At 71.3% G+C, this 12363-nt stretch carries 12 protein-coding genes; 8 read left to right on the forward strand and 4 right to left on the reverse strand.

The window, feature by feature from the left end; genetic code table 11:
• Nucleotides 1-5 precede the first annotated feature (5 nt).
• Complete coding sequence (locus ACFVWW_RS21480) at nucleotides 6-1007, reverse strand: DMT family transporter (RefSeq protein ID WP_386879069.1); 1002 nt, start codon at nucleotides 1005-1007, stop codon at nucleotides 6-8.
• A 79-nt stretch (nucleotides 1008-1086) separates the two neighbouring features.
• Nucleotides 1087-1764, reverse strand: coding sequence for a TetR/AcrR family transcriptional regulator (locus ACFVWW_RS21485; RefSeq protein WP_384182906.1), 678 nt, complete (start codon nucleotides 1762-1764; stop codon nucleotides 1087-1089).
• 77 nt (nucleotides 1765-1841) lie between these two features.
• Between ACFVWW_RS21485 and ACFVWW_RS21490 the strand changes: the two genes are divergently transcribed.
• From ACFVWW_RS21490 to ACFVWW_RS21500, 3 genes are all read left to right on the forward strand, one after another.
• Entirely contained in the window at nucleotides 1842-2993 is a 1152-nt protein-coding gene (locus tag ACFVWW_RS21490; RefSeq protein WP_384182909.1) for an acyl-CoA dehydrogenase family protein, read from the forward strand.
• 58 nt (nucleotides 2994-3051) lie between these two features.
• Nucleotides 3052-3339: a YiaA/YiaB family inner membrane protein gene (locus tag ACFVWW_RS21495; protein WP_384182911.1), complete on the forward strand. Its 288-nt coding sequence runs from the start codon at nucleotides 3052-3054 to the stop codon at nucleotides 3337-3339.
• A gap of 120 nt (nucleotides 3340-3459) precedes the next feature.
• On the forward strand, nucleotides 3460-4086 hold the full coding sequence (locus tag ACFVWW_RS21500; RefSeq protein WP_384182914.1) for a TetR/AcrR family transcriptional regulator: 627 nt from the start codon (nucleotides 3460-3462) through the stop codon (nucleotides 4084-4086).
• A gap of 66 nt (nucleotides 4087-4152) precedes the next feature.
• Here the strand turns inward: ACFVWW_RS21500 and ACFVWW_RS21505 are convergent, their stop codons facing one another.
• Nucleotides 4153-4617 (reverse strand): MaoC family dehydratase, encoded by a 465-nt coding sequence (locus ACFVWW_RS21505; protein ID WP_384182917.1) that lies wholly within the window; start codon nucleotides 4615-4617, stop codon nucleotides 4153-4155.
• 186 nt (nucleotides 4618-4803) lie between these two features.
• Between ACFVWW_RS21505 and soxR the strand changes: the two genes are divergently transcribed.
• The gene (soxR, locus tag ACFVWW_RS21510; RefSeq protein WP_384182920.1) at nucleotides 4804-5298 is read left to right on the forward strand and encodes a redox-sensitive transcriptional activator SoxR; all 495 of its coding nucleotides are present in this window, start codon (nucleotides 4804-4806) and stop codon (nucleotides 5296-5298) included.
• 86 nt (nucleotides 5299-5384) lie between these two features.
• Here the strand turns inward: soxR and ACFVWW_RS21515 are convergent, their stop codons facing one another.
• A complete protein-coding gene (locus tag ACFVWW_RS21515; protein WP_384182922.1) occupies nucleotides 5385-5996 on the reverse strand; it encodes a hypothetical protein in 612 nt (203 codons plus the stop codon).
• 242 nt (nucleotides 5997-6238) lie between these two features.
• Here ACFVWW_RS21515 and ACFVWW_RS21520 point away from each other — a divergent pair, with 242 nt between their 5' ends.
• From ACFVWW_RS21520 to ACFVWW_RS21535, 4 genes are all read left to right on the forward strand, one after another.
• On the forward strand, nucleotides 6239-9094 hold the full coding sequence (locus ACFVWW_RS21520; RefSeq protein ID WP_386879068.1) for a penicillin acylase family protein: 2856 nt from the start codon (nucleotides 6239-6241) through the stop codon (nucleotides 9092-9094).
• Nucleotides 9095-9286: 192 nt separating this feature from the next.
• Complete coding sequence (locus tag ACFVWW_RS21525) at nucleotides 9287-10051, forward strand: SDR family oxidoreductase (protein ID WP_384182928.1); 765 nt, start codon at nucleotides 9287-9289, stop codon at nucleotides 10049-10051.
• Complete coding sequence (locus ACFVWW_RS21530; RefSeq protein WP_386879067.1) at nucleotides 10048-11703, forward strand: class I adenylate-forming enzyme family protein; 1656 nt, start codon at nucleotides 10048-10050, stop codon at nucleotides 11701-11703. The genes ACFVWW_RS21525 and ACFVWW_RS21530 overlap by 4 nt, the downstream gene beginning before the upstream one ends.
• A 64-nt stretch (nucleotides 11704-11767) precedes the next feature.
• Entirely contained in the window at nucleotides 11768-12361 is a 594-nt protein-coding gene (locus tag ACFVWW_RS21535; RefSeq protein ID WP_384182933.1) for a TetR/AcrR family transcriptional regulator, read from the forward strand.
• The last annotated feature ends 2 nt before the right edge of the window (nucleotides 12362-12363 follow it).

Here is a 12363-nt window from a genome sequence, read left to right on the forward strand (position 1 = left end):
CCGGTCTAGGCGCTCGGCCGGCCGGCCTCGGTGTTCGCTTCCGCCGCGCTCCCCGCCGCCGTACCGCCGTCGTCACGCGCCACGACGGTGGACCGGCGGGGACGCGACCGGGCCACCGCCACCCCGGCCAGGCACAGCGCACCGCCCCCGAGCGTGAGCGCGCCGGGGATCTCGTCGAGGGCCAGCCAGGCCATCAGGACGACCAGCGCGGGGACCGCGTACGTCGTCGCGCCCATCCGCCCCGCCGTCGTACGGGCCAGGGCGTAGGCCCAGGTCGTGAACGCCAGCGCCGTCGGGAACACGCCGAGATACACCATGTTGAGCGTGGCCGACAGCGGGGCACTGCCGGCCTCGTGGACCAGCTGTCCCGCGAACGGCAGACAGCCGGCCGCGCCGATCAGACAGCCGAAGGTCGTCACCTGGAGCGCGCTCGCCCGCGCCAGCGCCGGCTTCTGCGCCACCACTCCGCCCGCGTACGCCACCGCCGCCAGCAGGCACAGCAGCACCCCCAGCACCGAGGCATGGCCCTCGCCCGACATCGAGAGACCCACGGCCACCGCGCCCGCGAACGACACCGCCATGCCCGCGAGCAGCCGTGGCGGCAGAGTCTCGCCCAGCAGCCGTGCGCCGAGCAGGGCGATGAGGATCGGTCCGATGTTCACCACCATCGCCGCCGTGCCCGCGTCGACCTCCTGCTCGCCCCAGTTGAGCACCACCATGTAGACGCCGAACCAGAGCAGCCCCGATATCGCGATACCGCGCCAGGCGGCGCGCGGAGGCAGTCCCTCGCGCCGTACCAGACAGACCAGACCGAGGGTGAGAGCGCCGGCGAGCAGCCGGCCGAGGGCCAGCGCGCCGGGGGAGTAGGCGGTGCCCGCACTGCGGATCGACACGAAGGCCGAGGCCCAGAGCACGACCGTCACACCGGCGGCGGCCAGGGGCAGCCAGGTCGCGCGGGAGGACGGGGGAGCCGCCGGCGGGGAGCCGGGCTGCGAGGAGGATGTCATGGGGTGAACGTACGCGGACGGAGCTTCGGTCCCCACCGCAATATCGCGCGCTCCGGGTGTGCCGTACGCCCGGGACGCGTCAGGGATGGTTCGGCGCGGGCCCAGGCATGGTGCCGGGCCGCTCGCACCGGTCGTACTGGAGGGACAGGCCGTCGAGCAGCGCCCGCAGACCTGTCTCGAAGGAGCCCTCGTCCACCTGCTGCTGCCGTTCGGCGAGCAGATGGGCCTGGCCGAGGTGCGGATAGTCGGCCGGGTCGTACGCCGCCGCGTCGTCGACGAAGCCCAGGGCGAACGAGCCGAGCGCGGAGCCGGTGATGAAGTACCGCATCAGCGCGCCGATATGGGTGGCCTGGGCGGCCGGCCAGCCGGCCCGGACCATCGCGCCGAAGACGGCGTCGGCGACCCGCAGGCCCGCCGGGCGGCGGCCGGGGCCCCGGGCGAGGACCGGCACGATGTGCGGGTGGGCGGTGAGGGCCGCGCGGTAGGAGACGGCCCAGTCGTGCAGCGCGGTGTGCCAGTCGCGGCCGTCGCTCTCCTCGAACATCGACAGATCGACCTGGGCGCTGACCGCGTCGGCGACGGCTTCGAGGATCTCGTCCTTGGTGCGGAAGTGGTTGTAGAGGGACGGACCGCTCACCCCCAGCTCCGCGGCGAGCCGGCGGGTGGAGACCGCTTCGAGGCCCTCGGCGTCCACGAGCGCGCTCGCCGTCACGACGATGCGTTCTCTGCTGAGCAGGGGCTTGCGCGGTCTGGCCATGGCGCACATAGTAGGGCCTGCCGACTGGAAACTAGCAGTGCTAATTAAAGGTCCGACCGAAGGGCGGGGTGCCGACCGTGGATCTGGGGCTGAGCGAGGAGCAGGAGGCCGTACGCAGGCTCGCCGAGGACTTCGTCGACCGCGAGGTCACTCCGTTCGCCGTCGACTGGGACCGGGACGAGAGCGTCGACCGGGCGATCGTCGGGAAGCTGGGCGCGCTGGGCTTCCTCGGGCTGACCGTGCCCGAGGAGTACGGCGGCTCGGGCGGCGACCACTTCGCGTACTGCCTGGTCACGGAGGAGCTGGGGCGCGGCGACTCCTCCGTGCGGGGCATCGTCTCCGTCTCGCTCGGTCTGGTCGCCAAGACGATCCTGGCCTGGGGCGACGAGGAGCAGAAGCGCGCGTGGCTGCCGCGGCTGGCCTCCGGCGAGGCCATCGGCTGCTTCGGGCTCACCGAGCCCGGCACGGGCTCCGACGCGGGCGGCCTGACGACGAAAGCCGTACGGGACGGCGGGGACTGGGTCGTCAACGGCTCCAAGATGTTCATCACCAACGGCACCTGGGCCGATGTCGTCCTGCTCTTCGCGCGGACCAACGACACCCCCGGGCACAAGGGCGTCTCCGCCTTTCTCGTGCCGGCCGACAGCCCCGGGCTGACCCGCCGCACCCTGCACGGCAAGCTCGGTCTGCGTGGCCAGGCCACCGCGGAGCTGGTCCTCGAAGACGTCCGGGTGCCGGCCACCGCCCTGCTGGGCCCGGAGGGCAAGGGCTTCTCCCTCGCCATGTCCGCGCTCGCCAAGGGCCGGATGTCGGTCGCCGCCGGCTGCGTCGGGATCGCGCGGGCGGCCCTCGAAGCGGCCGTGGGATACGCGGCGGAGCGCGAGCAGTTCGGCAAGTCCATCGCCCACTACCAGCTGGTCCAGGAACTGATCAGCGACATCGCGGTCGATGTGGACGCGGCCAGGCTGCTGACCTGGCGGGTGGCGGATCTGATCGACCGTGGCGAGGAGTTCGCGACGGCGGCCTCCAAGGCCAAGCTCTTCGCCTCCGAGGCCGCCGTACGCGCCGCCAACAACGCCCTCCAGGTGTTCGGTGGTTACGGCTACATCGACGAGTACCCGGTCGGCAAACTGCTGCGCGACGCCCGGGTGATGACGCTGTACGAGGGCACCAGCCAGATTCAGAAGCTGATCATCGGGCGGGCGCTGACGGGGGTTTCGGCCTTCTGAGTACGATCTGAGTACGGATGCGGATGTGGTCCGCGCCCCGGCGGCCGATGCTGCCGCTATGACTGATTCTCCCGTCAACCACCAGAACACGGCGGCGTTCTACGGACAGGCCGTCATCTCCTTCGCCCTCGCCCTGGCGGCCGTGACCATCGGCATCCTCAAGCTCGACGCCAGCGCGTGGGTACGGGGCTTCCTCGGCATCGCCGTCCTCTATCTGACGACCTCGGCCTTCACGCTGGCCAAGGTGGTCAGGGACCGGCAGGAGGCCGGACAGATCGTCAGCCGGGTCGACCAGGCCCGGCTGGAGAAGATGCTCGCCGAGCACGACCCCTTCCAGAAGCTCTGACCCCCGGGGCGAGAAGCTCTGACCCCGGGGCTCCGATCCGGATGTCCGTCGTCACCAGCACTAAGCGCTTGCTCAGCTTCGGGGTATGGTGTCCGTCCTGCCGAGTGGAAGGGGCGAGCGATGCGTACGGCGGAGCAGACGGCGGACGGTGAGAACGCGCCGTGGGGCGAGGTCACCCCGGAGGCGGCCAGAAAGCTGCTGGTCGCCGCCGTCGAGGCGTTCGCCGAGCGCGGGTACCACGCCACCACCACCCGCGATATCGCGGGACGCGCGGGGATGAGCCCGGCGGCGCTCTACATCCACTACAAGACCAAGGAAGAGCTGCTCCACCGGATCAGCAGGATCGGCCACGACAAGGCCCTGGAGATCCTGACGGCCGCGGCCGACCGGGAGGGCACGGCGGCGGAGCGGCTCGCCGAGGCCGTACGCTCCTTCGTCCGCTGGCACGCGGAGCGGCACACCACGGCGCGGGTCGTCCAGTACGAGCTGGACGCGCTCGGCGACGAGCACCGCGTGGAGATCGTCGAGCTGCGGCGGCGCAGCGACGCCGTCGTACGGCGCATCCTGGGCGACGGCGTACGGGACGGGGAGTTCGACGTCCCCGATGTACCGGGCACCACCCTCGCGGTGCTGTCGCTCTGCATCGATGTGGCGCGCTGGTTCAACGCGGCGGGGCGGCGGACACCCGACGAGGTCGGCGCGCTCTACGCCGACCTCGTCCTGCGCATGGTCGCGGTGCGGACGTAGCCTCGCGCCGCAAGCGGCCCGGCGGGAGGCGGCCGCGCCCCGGCTCGGAGATGGCTCAGCGATGGATCAGAGATAGAAGCGGGACACGGACTCCGCGACACAGGCCGGCTTGTCGCCGCCTTCGCGCTCGATCGTGACGAGCGTGGTGATCTGGACGCCACCGCCGCCGACATCCTCGACGCCCTTCAGGACGGCCGACGCGCGCAGCCGGGAGCCGACGGGCACGGGCGAGGGGAAACGGACCTTGTTGGTCCCGTAGTTGATGCCCATCTTCACGTTCTCGACCCGCATGATCTGCGGTACGAGCACCGGCAGCAGGGACAGCGTCAGATAGCCGTGCGCGATCGTGGTGCCGAACGGCCCCGCCGCGGCCCGCTCCGGGTCCACATGGATCCACTGGTGGTCGCCGGTGGCGTCGGCGAAGAGGTCGATCCGCTTCTGGTCGACCTCCAGCCAGTCGCTGTGACCCAGCTGCTCGCCGACCCCGGCGCGCAGCTCCTCGGCGGAGGTGAAGATCCTCGGCTCAGCCATGTCCCTGTTCCCTGCCTCTCAAGCCCGTCAAGCGTCCACCGCGCATGTCTAAGCGCTTGCTCAGCATGGGTGGGCGGGCGCGCTCCTGTCAACGCGGACACCGGTCCTGGACGGTGGGTCCTGACAGTGCTGGACGGCGGACCCTGACAGTCCTGGACGGCGGGTCCTGACAGTAGGCTTCGAGGGGTGCCGCAGATTCCGGAGAAGATCCATGAGCTCACCGTCGGCCAGCTGTCCGCGCGCAGTGGCGCCGCGGTGTCGGCCCTGCACTTCTACGAGTCCAAGGGGCTGATCAGCAGCCGCCGGACGAGCGGCAACCAGCGCCGCTACGGCCGGGACGCGCTGCGCCGCGTGGCGTTCGTACGCGCCGCCCAGCGGGTGGGTATCCCGCTCGCGACGATCAGGGACGCCCTGGCCGAGCTCCCCGAGGAACGCACCCCGAACCGCCATGACTGGGCCCGGCTCTCCGAAGCCTGGCGCGCGGAGCTGGACGAGCGCATCAGACAGCTGGGCCGCCTCAGGGACCATCTGACGGACTGCATCGGCTGCGGCTGCCTCTCCCTGGAGACCTGCGTCCTCTCCAACCCGGACGATGTCTTCGGCGACCGTATGACGGGTTCCCGCCTCCTCCCGGAACGCCTTCCGGAACGCCGCGCGCCGCGGGAGCCGGGGGGCTCCTGACGGCCGCGCGCGGCAGCGGCGACGGCCGCCCGGTCACCGCCGGCGCCGCGGGGGCGCACCGGCTCCGGGGCCCGCCCCCACACGTCTCATGCCACTGATGCCAGTTCCTTCAGACGCACCCGCTTCGCCCGGTCCAGGGCCTCGGATGTGAGAACCGGCTGCGGTACGACAATGCCGCAGCCCATACAGACCGGCCCCGACCACGGCTCGTGGGACAGGTCGGGGCGCCAGACGATTCCGCGCTCCGCACACACCGGGCAGCTCGCTCCCGGCCCCGTCTCCAGGCCGGAGATCAGCCGCCGCAGCACCTCGGCGAGCGACTCCGACGGATGGACCGCCGGATCGTCGCACCGGGCGACACCGTTGCCGCCCCAGGTCCGCCGGTGCCAGTCGTCGAAGCTCCCGGGCCGTCGTAGCCCGTCATGCTTCTCCCGCTTGCGCCGCTCCGCGAACTCCATCTCATACGTGAGCCATACGGCCCGCGCCTCCTCCAGTTCATCCAGCGCGGCCATCAGCCGCGCCGGGTCGGGCGCCCTGTCTTCGGGTTCGATGCTGTGCCTCGCGCACAGATGATCCCAGGTCGCCCGGTGCCCATAAGGGGCAAACCGCTCCAGGCACTTGCGCAGTGAATACCGTCGCAAGGCCAGATCGCACCGCGGGTCACGCACCTGTCTCGCAAGACTCCGGAATCCGGCCACCGCCGCCACCTCCGTCGCTGGTACTTCGGCGTTGTGGAATGGACGTACGCCTGCCCCATTCGGCTCCATCAAAAAACAGATCGCGGCCACGAGTCCGGCATACCGCCCGATATCGAGCAGAATTCGAAGGCGATTCTCAGGAATCCCCTTGTGGTGATTCGGAAAAGGTGACTGATGTTCACCTTACTGAGCGGTCACACCATCAGTAACCTCCGGCGCACCGGCCTCCCCGAGGAGCATCCATGCCACGACGCACCGGAAGACTTACCAGCGCCACCGCCGCCGCGGTGTTCGCGCTGGGCGCCGCCCTGCTGACGCCCCTGCCGCAGGCGGCCGCCGACCCCGCACGCGCACCCGCCACCGGATCCGGCGCCCTGTCCGGCGCCAGTGCGGCCGCCGACCCGGTCACCGACCACTGCCAGGGCCAGTGCGACGACATCCTGCCGCCCGGCCAGAGTGGCAACGCCACCCTCGCCGACATCCTCGCCCACCAACTCCTGGGCACCTATCCCGCGCATGCCTCCGACCAACTCGGCCGGTACGACGCGCTGGTGGCGGGCTACGGCGGGCTCACCGACGAGAAGCTCACCGACTTCTTCAACGACTCATCCTTCGGCGTCCCCGGGAACCAGATCGAATCCGTCACCGCCCCGCGCGAGGACGTCACGATCACCCGCGACAAGAAGACCGGCGTCCCGCACATCAAGGGCACCACCCGCTACGGCACCGAGTTCGGCGCCGGCTACGCCGCGGGACAGGACCGGCTCTGGATGATGGATCTCTTCCGTCATATCGGCCGGGGCGAGCTGACCTCCTTCGCGGGCGGCGCGCTCGGCAACCAGGGCCTGGAGCAGCAGTTCTGGCCCTCGGCGCCGTACACCGAAGCCGACTACGAGGCCCAGGTGGAACGGATCAGGACCACCGAGGGCGAGCGCGGAGCGCTGGCCATGGCCGACGCGCAGGCGTACATCGACGGCATCAACGCCTACCGCCAGAAGGCCAAGGACGGCCGCTACTTCCCGGGCGAGTACGTCCTCACCGGCAAGATCGACGCGATCACCAACATCGGCGAGATCCAGCCGTTCAAGATCACCGACCTGATCTCCATCGCGTCCGTCGTCGGCGGCCAGTTCGGCGGCGGAGGCGGCGGCGAGGTGCAAGCAGCCCTCTCGCTCCTCGCCGCGCAGCAGAAGTACGGCGTCGTCAAGGGCACCGAGGTCTGGGAGTCCTTCCGCCAGCGCGACGACCCCGAGGCCGTCCTCACCGTCCACGACGGCACGAGCTTCCCGTACGCGCAGAAGCCGGCGCAGCCCCGCGGCACCGCCCTGCCCGACGCGGGCTCGGTCCAGGCCGAGCAGCTCGTGTACGACAAGACCGGCTCGGCCGGCACCAACGCGAAGGCCCCGGTCATCGCCCCGGCGAAACTGAAGCCCGCCCAGGGCATCTTCGACGACGGCGTCGTCCCCTCGGGATCGCTCAACGCCAAACGCGGGATGTCCAACGCCCTGCTGGTCTCCGGCGAGCACACCGCGAGCGGCAACCCCGTCGCCGTCTTCGGCCCGCAGACCGGCTATTTCGCGCCACAGCTGATGATGCTCCAGGAACTCCAGGGCCCCGGCATCAGCGCCCGCGGTGTCGCCTTCGCCGGCGTCGGGATGTATGTCCAGATGGGCCGCGGCCAGGACTACGCCTGGAGCGCCACCTCGGCGGGCCAGGACATCACCGACACGTACGCCATCGAGCTGTGCGAGCCCGACGGCTCGGCGGCGACCAAGGCGTCCAAGCACTACCTCTACCGCTCCGTCTGCACCCCGATGGAGAAGATGGAACGCCGCAACTCCTGGAAGCCGACCGTCGCCGACTCCACCGCGGCGGGCTCGTACCGGCTCCAGGTCTTCCGTACCAAGTACGGGATGGTCACGCACCGCGCGACGGTCGGCGGCAAGCCCGTGGCGTACACCTCGCTGCGCACCACCTACCGGCACGAGGCCGACTCGATCATCGGCTTCCAGATGCTCAACGACCCCGCCTACACCAAGAACGCCGCCTCCTTCCAGCGGGCCGCCGAGAACATCGACTACGCCTTCAACTGGTTCTACGCGGACTCCCGCACCGCCGCCTACTTCAACAGCGGCATGAACCCGGTGCGGGCGGGCGGTGTCGACCCGGCGCTGCCGGTCAAGGCCGAGCAGGCGTACGAATGGCGGGGCTACGACCCGGCGTACAACACCGCCGCGTACACGCCCTTCTCCCAGCATCCGCAGTCCGTCGGCCAGGACTACTACATCTCCTGGAACAACCGGCAGGCCAAGGGGTACGACGCGGCCGGGTTCGGCTTCGGCGCGGTGCACCGCGCCGATCTGCTCGACGACCGGGTCCAGGCGCTGGTGAAGCAGGGCGGGGTCACCCGCGCCTCCCTCACCCGGGCGATGGCCGAGGCCGCCGTGACCGATCTGCGCGGCGAGCAGGTGCTGCCCGAGCTGCTGAAGGTGGTGCGCTCCGCGCCCGTCACCGATCCGCAGCTGAACACCGCCGTGCAGCAGCTGGAGTCCTGGCGGGCCGGCGGTTCCCCGCGCAAGGAGACCGCGCAGGGCTCGCACACCTACGGCCACTCCGCCGCCGTACGGATCATGGACGCCTGGTGGCCGCGGCTGGTCGAGGCCGAGTTCGAACCGGGGCTCGGCGACGGGCTGTACCAGGCGCTCACCGCCTCGCTCGCGATCGACGAGTCACCGGCCGCGAGCCATGGGGCGACGGGCGCGCACGGCGGTTCCGCCTTCCAGTACGGCTGGTGGGGATTTGTCGACAAGGACCTCAGGCAGGTCCTCGGCGAGCCGGTGCAGTCCCCGACGGCCGCCACGTACTGCGGCAACGGCGGGCTGAGCGCCTGCCGGGACACGCTGCTCACCACCCTGAAAGCGGCCGTGGCGGCGCCCGCCACCGAGGTCTATCCCGGGGACGACAACTGCTCCGCCGGGGACCAGTGGTGCACGGACGCGATCATCCACCGGGCGCTGGGCGGCATCAGCCATCCCACGGTCAACTGGCAGAACAGGCCGACCTATCAGCAGGTCGTGGAGTTCCCGTCACACCGGTGACGGTGTGATCCACGGGCCGGACCGCTCACCTCGCGGTCCGGCCCGCGTTGTCTGCCCCCTCGCGACCGACGCCCGGCGCGCACCCCGCTCCGTCCGGCCACGCCCCTTCCCTCACCACATACCGACTGGTTAGTCTGCGTAGGCCGGCGGAGCGGCCGGCGAGGAACCGGAAGGCCGGAAGGGCAGGTCCCGATGAGTACGGTGCACGGCGCAGGGGTTGTGGTCACAGGAGCCGGCGGCGGCATCGGCGCCGCGCTCGCCCGCAGATTCGCCGCCGAGGGCGCGCGCGTGGTGGTCAACGACCTCGACGCGGCCAAGGCCAAGGCGGTCGCCGCGGAGATCGGCGCTCTCGCGGTCCCCGGAGACGCCTCCCTGATCGTGGACACCGCACGCGAGGCGCTCGGCGGCGCCGTCGACATCTACTGCGCCAACGCCGGCCTCGGCGCGCCCGGCGACGCCCTGTCGGGCGAGGACGTCTGGGCGGACGCCTGGGACGTCAATGTCATGGCGCATGTCCGGGCGGTCCGCGCCCTGCTGCCCGACTGGCTGGAGCGCGGCAGCGGCCGGTTCGTCTCGACCGTCTCCGCCGCCGGTCTGCTCACCATGATCGGCGCGGCCCCGTACAGCGTCACCAAGCACGGCGCGCTGGCCTACGCGGAGTGGCTCTCGCTGACCTACCGCCATCGCGGCCTCAAGGTCCACGCCATCTGCCCGCAGGGTGTCCGTACGGACATGCTCACCGCCTCCGGCAGCGCCGGCGAACTGGTGCTCAGCTCCACCGCCATCGAGCCGTCGGCCGTCGCCGACGCCCTGTTCGCCGCCATGGCCGAGGACCGGTTCCTCGTCCTGCCGCACCCCGAGGTGGCCGGCTTCCACCAGGCACGCGCGGCCGACCCGGACCGCTGGCTGGCCACGATGAACCGCGTCCAGCAGAAGTGGGAAGGCGGCGCGCGATGACCGGACCGAGCTACGCGGCCAAGCCCTGGCTCGGCCGGCTCAGCGCGGCCCAGCGAGCCCCCGTCGACCCGCCGGCGTCCGTGGTGCACGCGTTCCGCTCCGCCGTCGTCCGGGCTCCCGAGCGTCCCGCGCTCGCCTACTTCGACGGCCGGATCAGCTACCGAGAAGCCGATGAGCTGTCCGACTCCGTGGCCGGTCATCTCGCCGCCCGGGGCCTGGAGCGCGGCGACCGGGTCGCGATCATGCTCCAGAACAGCCCGCACTTCGTCCTCGCGCTGCTCGGCGCCTGGAAGGCCGGCGCGACCGTGGTGCCGCTCAACCCCATGTACAAGTCCGCCGAGGTCGCCCATGTGCTGGCGGACGCCGAGGTGACGGCGCTGGTCTGCGCGGACCGGGCATGGGACGCGTTTCTGCGCGAGACGGCCGCGGCCTCGCCCGTACGGATCACCCTCACCGCCTGCGAACGGGATCTGCAGACCCGCGACGACAGCCGGGTCCTCGGCTTCGCGCGTCTCCCGGCGCCCGCGGACACCGACGATCTGCTGGCCGTCGCCCGGCAGGGCCTGCCCGCGCCCGCCGGACGCGACCCGGCCGCCGGCGATGTGGCGCTGATCAGCTACACGTCCGGTACGAGCGGCACGCCCAAGGGCGCCATGAACGCCCACGGCAACATCATGGTCAACGCCGAGCGCCAGCGCACCGGCCACCCCCTGGAGGAGGGCGCCTGCTACTTCGCGCTCGCGCCCCTCTTCCACATCACCGGCATGGTCTGCGAGCTCGCCGCGTGCGTCGCCAACGCGGGCACCCTGGCCCTCGCCTACCGCTTCGAACCCGGCGTGGTCCTCGACGCCTTCGCCGAGCACCGCCCCGCCTACACCGTCGGCCCCGCCACCGCCTTCATGGCGCTCGCCGCCCACCCGGACGTCACCCGCGACCACTTCAGCTCCTTCCAGGTCATCTCGTCGGGGGGTGCGCCGCTGCCGCCCGCACTGGTCGAGCGGTTCCGCGCGACCCTCGGTCCCTACCTCCGCAACGGCTACGGACTCACCGAGTGCACCGCCCCCTGCGCCTCCGTGCCGCCGGAGAAGGAGGCCCCGGTCGACCCGGTGTCGGGCACGCTCTCCGTCGGGGTTCCGGGGGCGGACACCGTCGTACGGATCATCGACGAGAAGGGCGAGGACGTGCCCTTCGGTGAGCAGGGCGAGATCGCCGTACGCGGCCCTCAGGTCGTCTCCGGCTACTGGCGGCTGCCCCGGGCGACCGCCGAGACGTTCCCCGACGGCGAACTGCGCACCGGCGACATCGGGTTCATGGACCAGGACGGCTGGCTCTACGTCGTCGACCGCAAGAAGGACATGATCAACGCCTCGGGCTTCAAGGTCTGGCCGCGCGAGGTCGAGGATGTGCTCTACACCCACCCCGCGGTGCGCGAGGCGGCCGTGGTCGGCATCCCGGACGCCTACTGCGGGGAGAGCGTGAAGGCGTACGTCAGTCTGCGCCCCGGAGCGACGGTGGAGCCCGGCGAGCTGGGCGCGTACTGCGCGGAGCGGCTCGCGGCCTACAAATACCCGCGTGAAGTGGAGATCCTGCCGGAGCTGCCCAAGACGACAAGTGGGAAGATCCTCAGGCGGGAACTGCGTTCCCACCCATAGACGGCCCGGGCGCGCACGGTGACGCGCGGGCGGGCGGTACGGAGCGAAAGGCAGGTGGCGGCATATGGCCAGGACGACGGACGGGAGCGGCACCCCCGTCCCCCAGCGACTGCTGGCCGCCGCCACCCGGCTCTTCGCCGAGCGCGGCTACGACCGCACCTCGGTCCAGGAGATCGTCGAGGCGGCGGGCGTCACCAAGGGCGCGCTCTACCACTACTTCGGCTCCAAGGAGGATCTCCTCCAGGAGGTCTACGCACGGGTCCTGCGGCTCCAGCAGGAGCGCCTGGACGCCTTCGCGCAGGCGGACGAGCCGGTGGAGCGGCGGCTGCGGGCCGCCGCGGCCGATGTCGTCGTCACGACGATCGAGAACCTGGACGACGCCTCGATCTTCTTCCGCTCGATGCACCATCTGAGCCCGGAGAAGAACAAGCAGGTACGGATGGAGCGGCGCCGCTACCACGAGCGGTTCCGCGCGCTGATCGAGGAGGGCCAGCGGAGCGGCGTGTTCTCCACCGCCACCCCGTCCGACCTGGTGGTGGACTACCACTTCGGCTCGGTCCACCATCTCTCCACGTGGTACCGCCCGGACGGCCCGCTCACCCCGCAGCAGGTGGCGGACCATCTCGCGGATCTGCTCCTGCGGGCGCTGCGCCCCTGACG

Origin of the sequence: Streptomyces sp. NPDC058198 (assembly GCF_042882605.1) — a bacterium.
Taxonomy (GTDB): Bacteria; Actinomycetota; Actinomycetes; order Streptomycetales; family Streptomycetaceae; genus Streptomyces.

Excerpts from the sequence above, each read along its gene's own strand:
- ACFVWW_RS21480 (WP_386879069.1), bottom strand. The coding sequence starts at position 1,007 with ATGACATCCTCCTCGCAGCCCGGCTCCCCGCCGGCGGCTCCCCCGTCC.
- ACFVWW_RS21485 (WP_384182906.1), bottom strand. The coding sequence starts at position 1,764 with ATGGCCAGACCGCGCAAGCCCCTGCTCAGCAGAGAACGCATCGTCGTG.
- ACFVWW_RS21495 (WP_384182911.1), top strand. The coding sequence starts at position 3,052 with ATGACTGATTCTCCCGTCAACCACCAGAACACGGCGGCGTTCTACGGA.
- ACFVWW_RS21500 (WP_384182914.1), top strand. The coding sequence starts at position 3,460 with ATGCGTACGGCGGAGCAGACGGCGGACGGTGAGAACGCGCCGTGGGGC.
- ACFVWW_RS21505 (WP_384182917.1), bottom strand. The coding sequence starts at position 4,617 with ATGGCTGAGCCGAGGATCTTCACCTCCGCCGAGGAGCTGCGCGCCGGG.
- ACFVWW_RS21520 (WP_386879068.1), top strand. The coding sequence starts at position 6,239 with ATGCCACGACGCACCGGAAGACTTACCAGCGCCACCGCCGCCGCGGTG.
- ACFVWW_RS21525 (WP_384182928.1), top strand. The coding sequence starts at position 9,287 with ATGAGTACGGTGCACGGCGCAGGGGTTGTGGTCACAGGAGCCGGCGGC.
- ACFVWW_RS21530 (WP_386879067.1), top strand. The coding sequence starts at position 10,048 with ATGACCGGACCGAGCTACGCGGCCAAGCCCTGGCTCGGCCGGCTCAGC.
- ACFVWW_RS21535 (WP_384182933.1), top strand. The coding sequence starts at position 11,768 with ATGGCCAGGACGACGGACGGGAGCGGCACCCCCGTCCCCCAGCGACTG.